General features: G+C 49.1%; 18 protein-coding genes and 1 riboswitch. Of the genes, 5 read left to right on the top strand and 13 right to left on the bottom strand.

Annotated elements, in window-relative coordinates; translation table 11 throughout:
- Positions 1–144: 144 nt before the first annotated feature.
- The 4 genes from cdd to metG all read right to left on the bottom strand — a co-directional run bounded on the left by cdd (position 145) and on the right by metG (position 4,370).
- Complete coding sequence (gene cdd / locus LBW88_RS07625) at positions 145–1,041, bottom strand: cytidine deaminase (protein ID WP_224931210.1); 897 nt, start codon at positions 1,039–1,041, stop codon at positions 145–147.
- Positions 1,042–1,165: 124 nt separating this feature from the next.
- Complete coding sequence (locus LBW88_RS07620) at positions 1,166–1,858, bottom strand: CidB/LrgB family autolysis modulator (RefSeq protein WP_224931212.1); 693 nt, start codon at positions 1,856–1,858, stop codon at positions 1,166–1,168.
- Complete coding sequence (locus LBW88_RS07615; protein ID WP_224931213.1) at positions 1,851–2,225, bottom strand: CidA/LrgA family protein; 375 nt, start codon at positions 2,223–2,225, stop codon at positions 1,851–1,853. The genes LBW88_RS07620 and LBW88_RS07615 overlap by 8 nt, the downstream gene beginning before the upstream one ends.
- Before the next feature lie 57 nt (positions 2,226–2,282).
- Entirely contained in the window at positions 2,283–4,370 is a 2,088-nt protein-coding gene (metG, locus tag LBW88_RS07610) for a methionine--tRNA ligase (RefSeq protein ID WP_224931215.1), read from the bottom strand.
- Positions 4,371–4,458: 88 nt separating this feature from the next.
- Between metG and apbC the strand changes: the two genes are divergently transcribed.
- The gene (apbC, locus tag LBW88_RS07605) at positions 4,459–5,571 is read left to right on the top strand and encodes an iron-sulfur cluster carrier protein ApbC (protein WP_224931217.1); all 1,113 of its coding nucleotides are present in this window, start codon (positions 4,459–4,461) and stop codon (positions 5,569–5,571) included.
- Here the strand turns inward: apbC and LBW88_RS07600 are convergent.
- Positions 5,568–6,020 carry a GNAT family N-acetyltransferase gene (locus LBW88_RS07600; protein WP_224931219.1) on the bottom strand — a complete coding sequence of 151 codons (453 nt, stop codon included), beginning with the start codon at positions 6,018–6,020 and terminating at the stop codon, positions 5,568–5,570. The genes apbC and LBW88_RS07600 overlap by 4 nt on opposite strands.
- A 337-nt stretch (positions 6,021–6,357) precedes the next feature.
- Between LBW88_RS07600 and ahpC the strand changes: the two genes are divergently transcribed.
- Complete coding sequence (gene ahpC / locus LBW88_RS07595; RefSeq protein ID WP_224931221.1) at positions 6,358–6,921, top strand: alkyl hydroperoxide reductase subunit C; 564 nt, start codon at positions 6,358–6,360, stop codon at positions 6,919–6,921.
- Between the two features lie 70 nt (positions 6,922–6,991).
- Positions 6,992–8,560 (top strand): alkyl hydroperoxide reductase subunit F, encoded by a 1,569-nt coding sequence (gene ahpF, locus LBW88_RS07590; RefSeq protein WP_224931223.1) that lies wholly within the window; start codon positions 6,992–6,994, stop codon positions 8,558–8,560.
- Positions 8,561–8,624: 64 nt separating this feature from the next.
- Here the strand turns inward: ahpF and LBW88_RS07585 are convergent, their stop codons facing one another.
- On the bottom strand, positions 8,625–8,918 hold the full coding sequence (locus LBW88_RS07585) for a hypothetical protein (RefSeq protein WP_224931225.1): 294 nt from the start codon (positions 8,916–8,918) through the stop codon (positions 8,625–8,627).
- 234 nt (positions 8,919–9,152) lie between these two features.
- A riboswitch (TPP riboswitch) is annotated at positions 9,153–9,247 on the top strand.
- A 66-nt stretch (positions 9,248–9,313) separates the two neighbouring features.
- Between LBW88_RS07585 and LBW88_RS07580 the strand changes: the two genes are divergently transcribed.
- Both LBW88_RS07580 and LBW88_RS07575 read left to right on the top strand, forming a co-directional pair.
- Entirely contained in the window at positions 9,314–10,591 is a 1,278-nt protein-coding gene (locus LBW88_RS07580; RefSeq protein ID WP_224931227.1) for a tyrosine-type recombinase/integrase, read from the top strand.
- A 1-nt stretch (position 10,592) separates the two neighbouring features.
- On the top strand, positions 10,593–11,723 hold the full coding sequence (locus LBW88_RS07575; protein WP_224931229.1) for an HNH endonuclease: 1,131 nt from the start codon (positions 10,593–10,595) through the stop codon (positions 11,721–11,723).
- A 529-nt stretch (positions 11,724–12,252) separates the two neighbouring features.
- On the opposite strand, the gene LBW88_RS07570 is transcribed toward LBW88_RS07575, so the two are convergent.
- From LBW88_RS07570 to LBW88_RS07540, 7 genes are all read right to left on the bottom strand, one after another.
- Entirely contained in the window at positions 12,253–12,792 is a 540-nt protein-coding gene (locus tag LBW88_RS07570) for a recombinase family protein (RefSeq protein WP_224931231.1), read from the bottom strand.
- Between the two features lie 1,229 nt (positions 12,793–14,021).
- Complete coding sequence (locus LBW88_RS07565) at positions 14,022–15,863, bottom strand: hypothetical protein (RefSeq protein ID WP_224931233.1); 1,842 nt, start codon at positions 15,861–15,863, stop codon at positions 14,022–14,024.
- Between the two features lie 23 nt (positions 15,864–15,886).
- On the bottom strand, positions 15,887–16,105 hold the full coding sequence (locus LBW88_RS07560) for a hypothetical protein (protein WP_224931235.1): 219 nt from the start codon (positions 16,103–16,105) through the stop codon (positions 15,887–15,889).
- 99 nt (positions 16,106–16,204) lie between these two features.
- A complete protein-coding gene (locus tag LBW88_RS07555; RefSeq protein WP_224931236.1) occupies positions 16,205–16,693 on the bottom strand; it encodes a hypothetical protein in 489 nt (162 codons plus the stop codon).
- Positions 16,694–16,728: 35 nt separating this feature from the next.
- Positions 16,729–17,130 (bottom strand): hypothetical protein, encoded by a 402-nt coding sequence (locus LBW88_RS07550; protein WP_224931238.1) that lies wholly within the window; start codon positions 17,128–17,130, stop codon positions 16,729–16,731.
- Positions 17,130–17,300 (bottom strand): hypothetical protein, encoded by a 171-nt coding sequence (locus LBW88_RS07545; RefSeq protein ID WP_224931240.1) that lies wholly within the window; start codon positions 17,298–17,300, stop codon positions 17,130–17,132. The genes LBW88_RS07550 and LBW88_RS07545 overlap by 1 nt, the downstream gene beginning before the upstream one ends.
- 13 nt (positions 17,301–17,313) lie before the next feature.
- Positions 17,314–17,529, bottom strand: coding sequence for a hypothetical protein (locus LBW88_RS07540; RefSeq protein WP_008105056.1), 216 nt, complete (start codon positions 17,527–17,529; stop codon positions 17,314–17,316).
- Positions 17,530–17,587 lie beyond the last annotated feature (58 nt).

Below are 17,587 nucleotides of genomic sequence, written 5' to 3'. Positions count from 1 at the left end.
TTGCAGTGTTTGCTGACGTATCACCGGGAAAAGGTAACGCCAGACCAGGTTCTTGTGAAGTGGTTCTGGCGCCCGATCCTAAGAGGATTCTTGCGGATGTACAGCTTTTGTTAATAGAAAGTCACAAAAGCGATGAAAGGATCACTAAACTGATGTTTTCGAAACTAAAGTAACTGAGAAATCTTCACAGCCCAGCGCCGCGAGGGTGGCGCGCGTGGCATCGCGCTGGCTCAAAGTACTGACTTCACATTCGACCAGCACCGCCTGTTGGATGGTATCCAGCGCTTCATTACGCATGTTCATCAGAATCAGCGCAGCCTGCAACGGCGGCAGACTTGGGTTGAAAGCAGCATTTTCCGCATAGCGCCCGGTAAAAATGTTGCCGCTCTGGCTGCGCAAGGCCACGCCACTGTAGCTGTGGCTGTAAGGCGCATGGCTATTGTTCGCGGCTTCAATAGCCGCCTGTTGTAACGCATCACCGTGCACCGCGAATCCGTGATGAATCGGTGTCAGCAGACGTTCAGTGATATTGAGATCGGCAGGACCAAAAGCATCCGGCAGATAATCGCCCAGCGTACTCACTGCACGTCCTGGCAGACTGATGCGAATCGCCGTGCCGCTGTTCAGTTCGTTCATAAACTGACGGCAGTGGCCGCAAGGCGTGTAATTGACGGTGATGGCGTCGAGTTTCTCTTCGCCATGCAGCCAGGCGTGGGTAATGGCGCTCTGTTCGGCATGCACGGTTTGCTGCAGCGGTGCGTGTTCAAACTCCATGTTGGCACCGAAGTACCAGTGGCCGCTCACGCCGCGTGAAATGGCGCCCACATTAAAGTGAGACACCGGTGCGACCGCGCAGCAGGCGGCAATCGGCAGCAGCGCTAGCGCTAAGGCATCCTCATCCAGCCCCGTTTCCTGCTTCAGGCGTGCCACGTCCTGTGGGCGCAGTACGCCGTCAAAATCAGCTGAATCCAGCAAGGGATGAATCGCAGTTTGCAAGTCAGCGGGCAGGGCGGAGAAAGCAGCAGTGAATCGTGGATGCATGATGTGATGACCTCATTAACGCGTTAGCGGCGATGCGCCGCCTGAAGGGTTATATGTGATCTGTGTCGCTGTGACAATGTAAGCTGATTGAGTTGTTTCAACTTTGCGAGATCTCTCGCAAGTTTTAGCCCCACCAGTGCATCAGCAGCGGGAAAAGGAAGGGTGCCAGCAGCGAGGTAATAATGCCGCAGATCACCAACGCCAGCGAACTGAATGCCCCTTCCTGATAATCGATCTCCGCCGCGCGCGCTGTGCCTAACGCATGCGAGGCGTTGCCAATCGCCAGACCGCGTGAAGACTTACTGTGCACCTTAAACAGATTCAGCAGCATATGGCCGAATACCGCACCAAGCACGCCCGCAATCAAGACGCAGATGGCGCTGATGGCCGGGATGCCGTGCAGCGAACCGGACACTGCCATGGCAATCGGCGTGGTGACGGATTTCGGCATAATCGTCGCCGCGATTTCCGGCGTTGCCCCCATCCACAGCGCAATAGCCGTGCCGGAGACCATCGCCGTAATGCTGCCAATAAAACAGACGCTGATAATGGTTTTCCAGCGTGCGCGAATCTGATGCATTTGCTCATACAGCGGCAAGGCCAGTGCCACCACGGCGGGTTGCAACAGCTGATTGAGGAATGCGCTGCCCGCGAAATAGCGTGTGTAAGGGATATGCGTCAGCAGCAGAATCGGGATGACAATCGCCATCGCCACTAATAGCGGGTTAATGATCGAGATATTGATTTTGGCTGCCAGCTTACGCGCCAGCAAATAAGCCACTACGGTGAGCGGCAATGACCACCAGGCGTCAGTCATGAGGCTGCTCCTTTGGACGTTGCAAACGCTCGGCGCTCAGGCCGACGATCAGCAACACCATAAAGGTGCTCACCACGCAGGAGACGACAATCGGTCCAAACTGTGCGCTCAGGATATCGGTGTAACCCATCACGCCGACGCTGATCGGTACAAACAGCAGCGCCATATAGCGGATCAGCAAATGACAGCCCGGTTTCACCCAGCCGACCGGCAGGATTTGCAGCGCCAGCAAGGTAAACAGCAGAAGCATGCCGATAATACTGCCCGGAATAGTAAACGGCAGCAGGGCAGCAATACCGTTTCCGGCATAGAGCGCGGCATAAATAATCATAAAGGCACGCAAATAGTGCCAGCAGGCAGTTAGCACGAAAGGCTCCACAACAGAGGCTCGATAAAAAAGCCGCCCTGAAGGCGGCTTGTTCAATTACTTCACCTGCATCCCAGGTTGTGCACCGCTATCAACGGACAACACAAACAGGTCTGAACCACCGGAACCGGCTGACAGCACCATGCCTTCTGAGATGCCGAAACGCATCTTACGCGGTGCCAGGTTAGCGACAATGATGGTCATCTTGCCAACCAGTACCGATGGATCCGGATAAGCCGCGCGAATGCCCGAGAAAATCTGACGCTTCTCACCGCCAAGATCCAGTTCCAGACGCAGCAGCTTGTCAGAACCTTCAACCAGCTCGGCTTTCTCGATCAGCGCCACGCGCATATCGACTTTGGCGAAATCGTCGATGGTGATGGTGTCACCAATCGGCGCGTCAGCCAGAGGACCGGTAACCGCAGGCTTGTTCGCCGCAGCCGCATCCTCTTTAGAGGCTTCAATCAGCCCTTCAACTTTGGCCATTTCGATACGGCCATACAAGGCTTTAAACGGTGCCACATCGTGATCCAGCAGCGGCTGCGCAATCGCATCCCAACTCAGTTCCGTGTTAAGGAAGGCTTCAGTACGTGCGCTCAGTGAAGGCAACACCGGCTTCAGCCAGGTCATCAGAATGCGGAACAGGTTGATACCCATTGAGCAGATTGCTTGCAGGTCAGCATCGCGGCCTTCCTGTTTCGCCACCACCCACGGTGCCTGCTCATCCACATAACGGTTGGCGATATCTGCCAGCGCCATGATTTCACGGATGGCACGGTTGTACTCGCGGCTCGCCCAGGCTTCACCAATCTTCTCTGACGCATCCACGAAGGTCTGATACAGCGCCGGATCGGCCAGTTCGCTCGCCAGTTTGCCGCCAAAGCGTTTAGTAATGAAACCGGCGTTACGGGACGCGAGGTTCACCACCTTATTGACGATATCGGCGTTCACGCGCTGCACGAAATCTTCCAGATTCAGGTCGATGTCGTCGATGCGTGAAGAGAGTTTCGCCGCGTAGTAGTAACGCAGGCTGTCCGCATCCAGATGTTGCAGCCAGGTGCTGGCCTTGATGAAGGTGCCGCGCGATTTGGACATCTTCGCGCCGTTCACCGTCACATAACCGTGCACGAACAGGTTGGTCGGCTTGCGGAAGTTGCTGCCTTCCAGCATTGCTGGCCAGAACAGGCTGTGGAAATAAACGATGTCTTTACCGATGAAGTGATACAGCTCGGTAGAAGAATCTTTTTTCCAGAACTCGTCGAAATCGATGTTGCCGCGCTTGTCACACAGGTTCTTGAAGGAACCCATATAGCCGATTGGCGCATCCAGCCACACGTAGAAGTATTTGCCCGGCGCGTCAGGGATTTCGAAACCGAAATAAGGCGCATCACGGGAGATATCCCACTGCTGCAGACCGGAGTCGAACCACTCCTGCATCTTATTGGCGACCTGCTCCTGCAACGCACCTGAACGGGTCCAGGTCTGCAACATCGCGCTGAATGAAGGCAGATCAAAGAAGAAGTGCTCAGAATCACGCAGCACAGGCGTCGCGCCGGATACCACGGATTTCGGATCGATCAGCTCGGTTGGGCTGTAGGTCGCGCTGCACACTTCACAGTTATCGCCGTATTGATCCGGTGACTTACATTTCGGGCAGGTGCCTTTCACAAAACGATCGGGCAGGAACATGCCTTTTTCCGGATCGTACAGCTGTGAAATGGTGCGGTTCTTGATGAAACCGTTCTCTTTCAGACGAGCGTAGATCAACCCTGACAGCTGACGGTTTTCGTCGCCGTGCGTGGAGTGATAGTTGTCGTAGCTGATGTCGAAGCCAGCGAAGTCAGTTTCGTGCTCCTGCTTCATCTCGGCGATCATCTGCTCAGGTGGGATACCGAGCTGTTGTGCTTTCAGCATGATCGGCGTGCCGTGAGCATCGTCTGCGCAGATGAAGTAAACCTGGTTGCCACGCATTCGCTGGTAACGGACCCAAATGTCAGCCTGAATGTGCTCAAGCATGTGACCGAGATGGATTGAACCGTTTGCGTACGGCAGTGCGCACGTTACCAGAATTTTTTTAGCGACTTGAGTCATAGTTTGCGTAGCGTTCCGTGAATAAAAATCGGGCTTAGATGTTACCCGAAGCACCCTCTGGCGTAAACACAACTGGACAGCATCTGATATTATTGAAAGCACATCGCCGATATCTGGCGTGATGAAAACACAAGGAGTTGGGATGACATCACAATCCCGGGAACATCATTCACCCGAAGCATTGCGCGCTGTGGTTATCGGCGTGCTGAGTGACTTTGAACATCCGACACTGCATCACAATCTGACGACCTTGAAAGCCTTGCGCCATGTGGCTCTGCTGGATGGCAAGCTGCACATCGAACTGGTGATGCCCTTTGCCTGGGCCAGCGCCTTTGAAGAGCTGAAAGCCCAAGTCAGTGCCGAATTGCTGCGTCTGACGCAGGCCAGCGCCATTGACTGGCGCTTGCGCCATGACATCGCCACGCTCAAGCGCGTGAAAAATCATCCCGGCGCGACAGGTGTGAAGAACATCATCGCAGTGAGTTCCGGTAAAGGCGGCGTGGGCAAATCCAGCACCGCGGTGAACATGGCGCTGGCACTGATTGCCGAAGGCGCAAAGGTCGGCATTCTCGATGCCGATATTTACGGCCCGTCGATTCCCAATATGCTCGGCACCGAAAGCCAGCGTCCGACCTCGCCGGATGGCACGCACATGGCGCCAATTATGGCGCACGGATTGGCGACCAACTCGATTGGCTACCTGGTCACCGATGAGAATGCCATGGTGTGGCGCGGCCCGATGGCCAGCAAAGCGCTGATGCAGCTGCTGAACGAGACGATGTGGCCGGATCTTGATTATCTGATCCTGGATATGCCACCGGGTACCGGCGACATCCAACTGACGCTGGCGCAAAACGTGCCGGTGACCGGCGCGCTGGTGGTGACGACGCCACAGGACATCGCACTGATTGATGCGCGCAAAGGCATTGTGATGTTCGAGAAGGTTAGCGTGCCGGTATTGGGCGTGGTGGAGAACATGAGCATTCATATTTGCAGCGAATGCGGCCATCATGAGCCGATTTTTGGCACCGGTGGCGCGCAGAAACTGGCGGCGGATTACCACACCCAACTGCTGGCGCAACTGCCGCTGCACATCAATCTGCGTGAGGATCTGGATGATGGTGAACCGACGGTGATCCGCCGTCCGGACAGCGAATTCACCGCGCTGTATCGTCAGCTAGCCGGTCGCGTGGCCGCCCAGCTCTACTGGCAGGGCGAAGTGATTCCGGCCGATATTGCTTTCCGCGCGGTTTAACGCACCCTTTTTCCGCTGGCGCGTGTCGTCAGCGGAAAATGCATCAACACATATTTTCCCTGTTCGCTCTCACCGGTGGCTTCACGTTGCCAGCCATGTTTCAGGTAAAACGCCTGCGCGGGCTCATTCAGCATCAGGCATTTCAACGCACCGGTTGAGGTGAAGCGCTGATGCACCGCTTCCAGCAAGGCGCTGCCCACCCCTTGTCCCTGAAACGCGGGATCGACATACAGGCTATGCAAAAAATTATCGTTAGGCAGGATGCCGGCAAATCCGGCGCGATGCCCATCGATTAAAGCCACTAACACCGTTTCCCCCAAAATCACGCCATCCAGATCTTCCAGCGCCCAATCATCGCCATCCAGCCAGGTCCAGTTATGACGACGCGACGCCAGAAACAGCGTGCGCAGAAAAGGGCGGTCGGCTTCCTCAAATAATCGAATGTCCAAACAGGGGCTCCAGCATATCAAAAGGGATGACGCGTGACGGTCGCCATAAATGGCAACCCTACAACAAAGCAGGATTTTCGTAGGGTAAGCATTTATGCGCACCGTTTGTCATTCGTGACGGTCGCGTTAAATGGCGACCCCAGGTAACAGTAGCCGACGGAAAAAGATAAAGCCTGTCAAATCATCAGGCTTTCTGTGTAGAATGCCGCGGCAAGCCGCATGGAATCTGGCATCAGCGTTTTGATAGCTTTTGATTATCTGATTGATAACGTCTGCGTATTAGAAGTTGGCCCGAAAAAACTGTAACTTGCATCACATCTTTTAACGGAGGTCACCTATGTCCATCATTAATACCAAAATCAAACCATTTAAAAATGCAGCGTTCAAAAACGGCGAATTCATCGACGTAACCGAGAAAGACGTTGAAGGTAAATGGAGTGTTTTCTTCTTCTACCCGGCTGACTTCACCTTCGTTTGCCCGACTGAACTGGGTGACGTAGCAGACCATCACGAAGAACTGCAGAAACTGGGCGTAGATATCTACTCTGTTTCTACTGACACGCACTTTACCCACAAAGCCTGGCACGGTTCTTCTGACACCATCGCAAAAATCAAATATGCGATGATCGGCGACCCAACTGGCGCACTGACCCGTAACTTCGAAATCATGCGCGAAGACGAAGGTCTGGCAGATCGCGGTACCTTCATTGTTGACCCACAGGGCATCATCCAGGCTATCGAAATCACCGCTGAAGGCATTGGTCGTGACGCATCTGACCTGATCCGTAAAATCAAAGCGGCTCAGTATGTGGCTTCTCACCCAGGTGAAGTGTGCCCAGCTAAATGGAAAGAAGGCGAAGCAACACTGGCTCCATCTCTGGACCTGGTTGGCAAAATCTAAGCAACACCCAGCCATTCGATCTTTCTCAATCGGGTGCTACGGCACCCGATTTTCATGACAGGAACTCACTATGCTCGATACCAATTTAAAAACACAGCTCAAGGCTTACCTTGAGAAATTAACGAAACCGGTTGAGTTGATTGCCACACTGGATGATGGCGCTAAATCTGCGGAGATCCGTTCTCTGTTAGCCGATATCGCGAGCTTGTCAGAAAAAGTCAGCTTCCGTGAAGAGAATGATCGTCCGGTTCGTAAACCCTCTTTCCTGATCACTAACCCTGGCAGCAATAACGGCCCGCGTTTCGCCGGCTCGCCAATGGGGCACGAATTTACGTCACTGGTGCTGGCCCTGCTGCAGACCGGTGGACACCCTTCGAAAGAGTCGCAGAGCCTGCTGGAGCAAGTGGTGGCTCTGGACACCGACCTGCATTTCGAAACCTATTACTCACTGTCGTGCCACAACTGTCCTGATGTGGTACAGGCACTGAACCTGATGGCGGTGCTGAACCCACGCATCAGCCACACCGCGATTGACGGCGGCATGTTCCAGAACGAGATCACCGAACGTAATGTGATGGGCGTTCCAGCCGTATTCCTTAACGGTAAAGAGTTCGGTCAGGGCCGTCTGAGCCTGGCGGAAATCGTCGGCAAAGTGGACACCAACGCAGAGAAGCGTGCAGCAGAAGAGCTGAACAAGCGTGACGCCTATGAAGTGCTGATCGTCGGCAGCGGCCCAGCGGGCGCAGCGGCAGCGATTTATTCTGCACGTAAAGGTATCCGCACTGGCCTGATGGGCGAGCGTTTTGGTGGCCAGGTGCTCGACACCGTGGACATCGAAAACTACATCTCAGTACAGAAAACCGAAGGCGCTAAGCTGGCCGGTTCACTGCGTGCCCACGTCGATGATTACGATGTTGACGTTATCGACACTCAGAGCGCCATCAAGCTGATCCCAGCTGCGAAAGAGGGCGGTCTGCACGCGATTGAAACCGCGTCTGGCGCGGTGCTGAAATCACGCAGCATCATCATTGCCACCGGCGCACGCTGGCGCAACATGGGCGTGCCGGGTGAAGAGCAGTATCGCACCAAAGGCGTGACCTACTGCCCACACTGCGACGGCCCGCTGTTCAAAGGCAAGCGCACGGCGGTGATCGGCGGCGGTAACTCCGGCGTTGAAGCGGCTATCGACCTCGCAGGTCTGGTTGAGCACGTGACACTGCTGGAATTCGCCAGCGAAATGCGCGCTGACAAAGTGCTGCAGGACAAACTGCGCAGCCTGAAAAACGTGGATGTGATTCTCAATGCGCAGACCACCGAAGTGAAAGGCGACGGCAGCAAAGTCACCGGTCTGGCTTATATCGATCGTAACAACCAGACCAGCCACGAGATCGCGCTGAGCGGTATTTTCGTGCAGATTGGTCTGTTGCCGAACACCACCTTCCTTGAAGGCGCGGTAGAACGTAACAAGATGGGCGAGATCATCATCGACGCCAAATGCGAAACCAGCCTGAAAGGCGTGTTCGCGGCGGGTGACTGCACCACGGTGCCGTACAAGCAGATCATCATCGCCAGCGGTGAAGGCGCGAAAGCCTCACTCAGCGCGTTTGACTACCTGATCCGCACCCAGCCTGCTGAATAAGTTTCTGCGATAGCCACACCAAGGCCCTGCAACGGATGTTGCGGGGCTTTTTTTTGCCTGTTATTCATCCTAACCAACGGCGTGCTTCCGCATCGCTAATGTCGCGATAATAAATTTTATGCAAACGCTCGCCGCAACCTTTGCATTGGGCTTCAACATGGGTAGAAAAATAATGGCGGCCGGAAGGGCAAATTGCGCCTTTACGTGAAATACGAATGTCGTGCCATTTATGGGCGTGCGGAATAAAGCTGAATAATTTTGAGATCATTATCGATTCCGGAATTGGATTGGCAGTGACTCTCTTCAAGTCCGGAGGGGGATTAGGCCTTGCCACGCCGGGCGTAGCGTTGATGTGCATCAATGAATGCTTATGCGCGTGTTTATTAGTCGATTTTTCAATGATCAGAATAAATTTGGCAGATTCAGTCGCAGGTTGAATATTAATAAAAATTGATCGAGGCAGGCCTTTTTTAAATTCACGATATCAAATTATTTTCACTCATTTGATTCAGTGCCATTTTGCGCGCCCTGCACACCACCACGATTTACAATTCCCCCTACGCGTCTTATCCTGTGTGCGGCATGTTTACCATGCCATGACTCGGGGTGCCCCTGTAAAGCAGGGCTGAGATACACCCGCTGACCTGATCTGGATAATGCCAGCGTAGGGGGCTACTTTCCCTTTCCCTTCATATAGATAAAGATATTTCCATCTTGTTTTCATTCACTACTGATACAAGATGAGGAACAGCTTTGTTATCTAAACGCATTCGTTACACCTTCAAACGCAGCTCAATCTACTACGTTCAATTCTCTCTCCCCGAGGGAAAGATGTTCAGGAGATCTCTGGACACCGATAGCCACAGGGAAGCTAGCGCATTGATGATAGCTTTAATGCCTCAACTCCTAATGGTTAAGGGGGGCTTGTCTTCCTCTGAAGAGTTCAACATTGCCATCAGTTCTTTGATTGAAAATAGGATGGTCAAGAGGGCAGACAGAGCGCTTCCTCCTCCAGTGGCTAAGCCAGCTCCCGTTATTGTTGAACCTCCAGCTTTCACGCTTGGTGCTGCATGGAATCAATACAAAGCTCAGCGAGGGAGCAATTGGACAGTTGCCATAGCTTCAGCCAATGAGCGATACATTGAGCCATTACTGGCTTTATTAGGGGCTGAGAGCGATATAGAGAGGATAAGTAAACGGGATATACACATCGTGATGGAAGCAGTGGAGGGGCTGCCTAAACGAGTTGTACAGCCTTACAGGGCTATGACTATTCAACAGCTGTTAGCCTGTGACGATGTAGCACAGGAAGACCTGATAGGCACTGAAGCAATACACAAACACCTGAAGCTGTATAAATCTCTGTTCAAAACGTTCCTGACAGATGATAAGGGAATATTAACCAAATCTCCTACAGACGGTGTAACAGCTCCCCCATCTTCCAAAAGGTTTGGTGCCTACTCAGTTGGAGAGATGCGCTCGTTTGTCTCATACGCAATCAATCATGCTGATGGATGGCTTAAGTGGATCATCTTATTATTGGCATACACTGGCGCTAGACGTGGTGAGATAGCAACGCTTACCAAAGCTCAGGTTTGCTTTGATGATGATAGCTTTCGACATTATCTTCTCATTACTGACGGTAAGACTGATAACGCAGCTAGGCAAGTGCCGTTACATCAATATCTTATTGAGCTTGGTTTCCTTGAGTTTGTCGAAAGCTGTGAGCATCAGTTATTCCCTGAAGTGTCAGGCTCTAACATGAATAAGATTAGTAAGGAGATGGCGGAGCTGAGGGAGAGATTGGGGATTCCATACAGGGACATCCATAATCAGCGCCGCATAGTGCACAGCTTCAGGCATAGCGTTGTCACTGCTGCCTCCGGATGGGTGAATAACATTGCTCATTTACAACAGGTGATAGGGCACGAGAAGACAGGGACAGGCATCACGGCTAGATACATGCACACCTTTCCGTTACAAATAATTTGTCATATTATTGATGGGCTAAATTGGCGAATGGAGAATTGATATGAATAATTGCTTTTTGTGTGGAAATCAAATCACCTCATCTAATGATAGTAATGAGCATATCATTCCAAACGCTATAGGAGGTCGAAGGACAATTAAAGGTTTTATATGTAATCCTTGTAATAATAAAACTGGTAAGGATTGGGATGTTAAGCTTACTAACCAACTCAATCCACTCAATCTACTTTTGGTAATCAGAAGAGATAGAGGTGAGGTTAGACCACAAGCCTTCAAGACTATATCTGGCAAGGAGTATTACTTAAGAGCAAATGGCTCGATGATTCCTTTCAAACCTACTTTCAATAAAACTCCTATGGATAAAGGCTACAATTTTTCTTTTGTGGCTAGAGATGAAAGAGAAGCTCAGCAATTTCTGAAAAGTATTAAAAGAGATTTTCCTAATTTCGATATAGACAGTTATCTAGGCAACATGAAAGTAGAAGAAGTTTATATTACAGATGATCCCTTGCATATGGAGTTACGTTTTGGAGGTCTGAATGAAGGTAGATCATTGATAAAATCTCTTCTTGCATTCTGTTTTAGTAGAGGTATTGCACCATCAATGTGTAATACAGCTCTCTCTTTTTTAAGAGAAGAAGGGGAAGCATGTTTTGGATGGTATTATCAAGAAGATGATATTATTATAAAACGAAACTTTACCAAACCTATGCACTGTTTAGCTATACAGGGAAATCCTTCAGAAGGAACTTTATTGGGCTATCTTGAATTCTTCGGGGTATTGAGAATTGTTGCATGCCTTTCAAATGAATATAAAGGAGATGCTTTCAAGTCATCTTATTGTTTAGCTCCTGAAGATTGGGAGGAAAGTGAATTTGATTTTGAAATTAACGTTTCTATTAAAGAACTAAATGATGTTTATTCATATAGAAAATGTGATGCATCAATTCAAAGGGCCAGTATGGTTGAGTTTTTGAATTATACTCAGGTGAAAGGGGAAGACAGGGAGAGAAACCGAGTGACAGAATCTTTTTCAAATGAGTTAATAAGCAAGCTGAGTCAGCTTGAAAATGAATTTACTCGGCAAGAGTTTAGCCAAATATATAATGAGGTATTAAGCAACTCTCAGCTTCTACCTTACATATTAAGTCGAATTAAAAAAGGAGGGTGCTAAATTTTACGCATACTTTTATTGACTCCCAAGCTCAATAGCAGTGCTCGCGTTAAGCCTAAATGAATATTTTCTTTTTTTTCCGATATGAGGAGCAGAGACTCCCGTTCACTCCTGTGAACAAGTGTGTTGGAGTCAGCGTACAGCATCGTTAACACTCTGCTACACGTCAGTGAATTCGTACGCATGTACAGAGGAGAGAACAATAGTCTGAACGAGAGGGTATTTAAAAGTATATAAATTTAGGGGGAGATTTGAATGGTCTATGGAGGGTGTATGAATGGAAAGGTGCACGGGAGGGCACTGGCGTTTATCACTTTGACTAACCCAACAATGCTATCATAGGGCACGCAGCAGAGCTGCATAGGTCAACAGAAACGCACCAAGACTCTCTCACAGCTAGGGCTATTCGTTCCCTTTGTTACTACCTACTACCGAATTAAATTCTAAATTGAACACCCTGTGTCCTGACTGACATTACCGTTTAAACATGTCTAATTTTCAGGATGTGTAATACCTACTACCGAAATAGTTAGCCCAATACCTTGTGTACTGTAGTGCGTGAGATAGAGAGGTGTTTACTAATGGTTAGCTTATTCATTCCCTGTGCGTATAGCTCACGGATAGAAGCGTGAAGATCTTCATCAGGCTTAGGCCCAAAGGTAACTCCACGTTCCATTGCTGCTCTCTTACCTTCGTTGGTACGCTCTAGAATACGCTTACGTTCAAACTCACCAACAGCAGCAATAACAGTGTATATAACTCGGCCTATATCTGAATTGATGTCAGTCTGCCCTAAATCCATACACACCAAGCCAACCCCTTTAGCCTTCAGGTCATCAGCAATAGACAGAGCATCACGTGTATTACGCGCTAAGCGGTCTAACTTCATCACAATCACAGTATCTCCAGCCTGTGCATCAGCAAGCATACGCATTAGCTCAGGCCTCTCAGCATTCTTCCCTGAGATGTTCTCCTGATATACACGCTCACAGCCAAGCTCAGTTAATGCGGCTACCTGTAAGCCTGTATTCTGTTCCTGTGTACTCACTCGGGCATATCCGTATTTCATCACTAATACCTACCTAGTTAATAAAGTAGTTATTGTGATGTATTGTTCACTGTTTCACAAGACTGTGTACACAAATTAAATAGCTTGACGGAGATTGGTAATATTGATCTACTGAAAGATTGCCCCCTCCCTTTGAAATTATCCTGCCTGCTTTGCTGGGGGCTATAAGGGGGGCTACGGGGGCTTGTCACTACATGCATAGCCCCTTTCTGGTAGCTCACAAAAATTATGGATAGTCAGACAGGGTGCGCTAGGGATTCAATTGCCATCCTCATAGCTAGATGTTCCTCTCCAGTCAGTTCCTTGTATCTGTCAGCTAGCTTGTTAATCTCCGCAACAAGAAGAGGGCGGCTCGTATCTTCTCCCCTGGCTGCTTTCTGGATAGCCACTTGCCCAATAATCTGGCACGCATCATCGAAGTTCTGTTCCAGTTGTTGGCTCAATACAGACACATTCACCTCTCTTAGTAGGGCGGCACAAGGCCAGAACACATTAGAGATTGAATTATTAGGTGGAGGAATCCAATAAGAAAATATGAAAAGATTATGAAAAAATGTGGCACGGTTAAAACTGAAGGGCTAAGCTGGAAGTGTTACGAAATCCATCGCTTATCTTGTGTTTTCCCTCGCCATCCCCTGACGAGGGAATTTTTTTTTATATTAACCTTCTTCAGGTTTCTGAAGAGCATCATGCAAAGCTTTGGTTAATGCCTCTTCTCTGTTCTTTTTCCTCCACCTCCACCACATGTACGCAATCACCTTTAATGGGGCTACGCCTAGGGAGACTAAGAGGAAATCTATAGCGTCTACAGTTGGAGAGGCCATGTATATCTTGCAATCTGTTCGATTGCCCCTCTCGATTATGTTCCCACTTTGGATTCCAGCGCTGCAATGCGAGCAATAAGAGATGCCAGTGTCACTCCGCTCACTGTCACTGTAGCGGGGATGGATGAGAGAGTTTGAAAGGTGGCTGTTCCTGAGCCTGTAGCAATGAGGAATTGACCAGACGTAGCGGCTGCTGCCCCCTTGCACTCATGTAAATCAACGCCTGTCAGAGAGGCGTGTGTAACGTCTGCCATTATTCTATGGCTCCTTTATTTATTATTGTTATAAGTGATGCAATACATCGAAAATAAAGCCCTTCAGACGATCTGTGAGCCACTATTAGGCCTGTAGTGGTACAGATGCATTAGAAGGGCATATATTCGTTCCTAGATCATTGTAGGGGCTTTAACGGCCATTGGCTGCCTCCCCGCCTTCTGGTGCTACTGGCTGCGTATTCTCAGGGCCAAAGAATTCATCTTTATATTTGTTCCACTGAGCATCAAAATCTTCATTACCTTGAAGGTGTGCAGCAGCTCGTACAGTGCGGTTTACAAGAGGAGCCACTTGCTGATTAAGATCTTTAGCCTTAGCGACTACAGCAGGATTACCCTCATAACCTTTCTTAGGACGGAAGGTAAGAGAACCGGAGCGGAATACATATTCTAATGCTCCCTCACTGCTCTGTGTCTGCTGCTGGACATTGGCAAAGCCTACGTTGTATTGGCTTTTGGCTGACGTATCTACAGTGAAGCCTGTAGTGACCTGAGCATACTTCCACGCCTGTTGTATTGCTGGAGCAAGCTTATCGGTGTAGTTAGTGCCAATGACATTCTCAATGTTAGCCGCAACGCTTTCATCCACAGTACCACCCATCTGTTTATATTTGAGGAACTGAGGAGAAGCTAAAAAATCCATTACGTTATTCATCTGATTAGGGGATTTCTGAGAGGAAGCAAAATCTACCGTTCCAGATAGAATAGCATTAACGTGTTGATGAATTTCACTCTGCGCTCCTTTCACATCGTCAATCAGTGGAGACTTACTTGAAAGGGCATCTATGGTAGATTTGAGAATGTCGGTATGAGTTTTTGTGTCTGCTTTATCTGATGGGTTAGCTGAAGTGGGATTATAATTATATCCCTTCATAATCTCATCGTATTTATCCATTAGCTGCGGAGTGACGCGGTTAATGATAGAAGCACCAGCAGCAGGGCCAAGAGTTTTAGCCAAGGCCAATGGAGTGGCATATTTAGGGTCAGCAGCGAATGGGAGCAATGCTTTAGCGTTTGCTGCGTCAATCTGAGCATTATAAACATCCGCTGTCACCTTACCCGATGCATAATCGCTACCTGCTTTGTACATATCTCGGAAGGGCTTAGTAAGTCCATCCACATAATCACTCCCCGCTATGCCCCTATATTGCATGAGCTGTCCTTCAAACTGCTGCTGAAGCTGTGTAACCGCCTGCACCTTTTGCTCTGGTGTCATAACATTATTCTGCTGAATAGCTGCAATCTGATTACGCTGGCGGTCATATTCAGCCTGTACAGCTCCATTAAGGCCATTACGTACCTGAAGCTGGTTAGCCTTCATTTTGGCTTCCATCACTGCATTAGCACGCTGCGCCTGAGCGTTAGCAATGTTGGCGCTCTTCTCCTGTAAAGACAGCTTCTGGTTTTGGATGTTCAACTGTTTGCTGTAGAAATCCATTTGCTGTGCTGAGTGCTCTTGCTGGCGCATTTGTGTAACTGCGTCCTGCTGCTGGTCTTCAGTCATACCCTGAGTAATCCAGCCTGAGCCTGTAGCTTTCTTGAGGTCAGCTTGGAATTGCTGTTCAACAGCGGTGCCTTGTGCAAGGGTGTCTCCTAAGCCAGAGGATTTTGCTAATCCACTATTAAGCGCTACCAAGTCGTCTGTATATTCAGGGTGAGAAGCAATCAGCTTATTAAATTCCACACGCTGTCTACGCTGAGCATCAGCTTGTGAAATACGCCCCTGTGCTACGCCTTCGTTCAAAGTTGTAATAGTCTGAGCAAACCCAGCAGTGGCTGAATTCTTCTGTTTAACCGCTTCTTGTTTTTGGTTATTAGCGTAGATGTTTAAGCCTGTTCCTAAGAGCTGGGTAAGCCCTTGGAAGCCAGCAGCTAAAACGCTACCATTTCCCGGAGCTGGAGCTACAGCCTGTTGTGGCTGGATATTACTTTGTGGTGCTGGGATGTCCTGTGTCTCAAAGATTCCGCTAGGCATTGTTCTGTTTTCCTATTTTATTATTAGTGTAAGGCCAGCTCTGTAGAATTGGTGAGGTAGGAGATTTGCCCCATCAAATGGTCATGTTTAGTTTTCCATGCGGCTAATGCCTCACGGCATACCACCAGAATGCTTGTCTGAGAGATGTCTGTAGCACGAAGGATTAATAGCCATCGTTCAAGCTCATATTCAGCTTCTGCTAATTCTGCTACGGTGTTCTGCAATAATTGCTCTGTATTCATTGCTCTGCTTTCCTTTTGTTATTTTAATTAAGTAGGAAACGATTGAGGGTGTGAAGATGTTCAAAGTGATTACGCTGAGGATAAATATTAAAATCATACCTACCTCATGACTTCATCCGAAGCCCAATAGTCATCAACATTACGCAGGAAGGTATCAAACCCACAATACTTACAATGTATTTGTGGATGGGGAGTATCTAAGAATTCTTCATATCCCTTGTCATACAAACATGTGCATTTGCAATGCGGATTTGAGCAGGTCCAATTCCTGTGTTGATTACGAACCTCAGCCAGTCTTTCCGGCTTAGCCGTTTCTAACATGTAATCAATAGCCCCAGCTAAAGCTATTCCGCTATTCCATATGCCTTGAATCTTTGATACATCACAGCCACTAATCATCACTTGCTTGGCAATGGTATACTCATGATTCTCCTTCCTAATAATTACTCCCTTATAAGAGAAATTAATTACTGATTGGGCTGGTGAGTGAGATAGTCCTGATTGATTATCTCTCTTACGTTGAATGCGTTGTGAGTGATGAGCGTTAGCTTGGGTTTGCCTCTTTCCGATACTCCAATTTCTGTTCAATGCGAAACCTCTCTAATACCTACTTCCGAAATAAACTATTCACCAGAGCGAGCACTACGGAAGAAATCAATAGCGTTGGCGTTAGTGTTACCGCGTGCTTTGTTCTTCATGTTCTCCGCAAACTGTGCCTGAGCTTCTGCTACTGCCACGTCTCCACGTTGAATGTCTTTCATTGCAGGCGTCATAAAATACTCAGTGTTAGTGCTCTCACGAATACGGCGCATGTAATCAGCTTGAGCTTCCCGCCCGTATAGGGAGGAATAAGTTTCCTGTGGGGCTTGCTTAGCCTGGGATCTTTTAGCCAATTGACGTGCTACAGCATCCGCTGCTTCCTGAGCTGAGCAGCCCGTTTGTTGCATCAGCTGTTGCATGATTGCTTCAATGTCAAAACTTGATGCGGTAGTATCTGGAGTGGTATCGAAAAGTGATGTAGTCATTATTCTGTTTCCTTTGAAATATAATTACGGCGATATGCGCCTAATAAAACCCGTTCTGTCCAGTCGAATGTATAGCGCGCAGACTCTTCAAGTAACTGTTCCCAATAGATGTGCTTACGTGCCATTTCAGCTTTAAACGCGTCTCTAGCCTTCTTAGAATACTTAGCCATACATTCACCTGCCTTATTTAAATAAACGCGCTAGAAGCGCAACAACGCTTGCTGTGGTGTATTCTTTACCAGTGACCGTAACATGGCCTTTAGTATTTAGAGCATTAGCTAAGGCTGCATTACCTAAGCCGTAATCTAATAGATCTTCTACCACTGGTTTAATCTTCTCATCATATTTACGGGTGCGGTTAGCCCGAGCTTCAGCAAATGAAGTTCCTGTATGTCGCATGTTTTTTATCTCGATGTTTTTTTGTCTTGAGAGGGAGAAGGAAGGAGGCAACTCCTAA

The organism is Pantoea sp. alder81, assembly GCF_020179835.1.
Classification (GTDB): domain Bacteria; phylum Pseudomonadota; class Gammaproteobacteria; order Enterobacterales; family Enterobacteriaceae; genus Pantoea.
Note: the sequence above shows the minus strand (reverse complement) of the source record. Positions and strands in the feature narration are given on the sequence as shown.

Bases quoted from the DNA above. Each gene is read 5' to 3' on its own strand.
- cdd (WP_224931210.1), bottom strand. From the start codon at position 1,041: ATGCATCCACGATTCACTGCTGCTTTCTCCGCCCTGCCCGCTGACTTG.
- LBW88_RS07620 (WP_224931212.1), bottom strand. From the start codon at position 1,858: ATGACTGACGCCTGGTGGTCATTGCCGCTCACCGTAGTGGCTTATTTG.
- apbC (WP_224931217.1), top strand. From the start codon at position 4,459: ATGACATCACAATCCCGGGAACATCATTCACCCGAAGCATTGCGCGCT.
- ahpC (WP_224931221.1), top strand. From the start codon at position 6,358: ATGTCCATCATTAATACCAAAATCAAACCATTTAAAAATGCAGCGTTC.
- ahpF (WP_224931223.1), top strand. From the start codon at position 6,992: ATGCTCGATACCAATTTAAAAACACAGCTCAAGGCTTACCTTGAGAAA.
- LBW88_RS07585 (WP_224931225.1), bottom strand. From the start codon at position 8,918: ATGCACATCAACGCTACGCCCGGCGTGGCAAGGCCTAATCCCCCTCCG.
- LBW88_RS07575 (WP_224931229.1), top strand. From the start codon at position 10,593: ATGAATAATTGCTTTTTGTGTGGAAATCAAATCACCTCATCTAATGAT.
- LBW88_RS07570 (WP_224931231.1), bottom strand. From the start codon at position 12,792: ATGAAATACGGATATGCCCGAGTGAGTACACAGGAACAGAATACAGGC.
- LBW88_RS07565 (WP_224931233.1), bottom strand. From the start codon at position 15,863: ATGCCTAGCGGAATCTTTGAGACACAGGACATCCCAGCACCACAAAGT.
- LBW88_RS07560 (WP_224931235.1), bottom strand. From the start codon at position 16,105: ATGAATACAGAGCAATTATTGCAGAACACCGTAGCAGAATTAGCAGAA.
- LBW88_RS07550 (WP_224931238.1), bottom strand. From the start codon at position 17,130: ATGACTACATCACTTTTCGATACCACTCCAGATACTACCGCATCAAGT.
- LBW88_RS07545 (WP_224931240.1), bottom strand. From the start codon at position 17,300: ATGGCTAAGTATTCTAAGAAGGCTAGAGACGCGTTTAAAGCTGAAATG.
- LBW88_RS07540 (WP_008105056.1), bottom strand. From the start codon at position 17,529: ATGCGACATACAGGAACTTCATTTGCTGAAGCTCGGGCTAACCGCACC.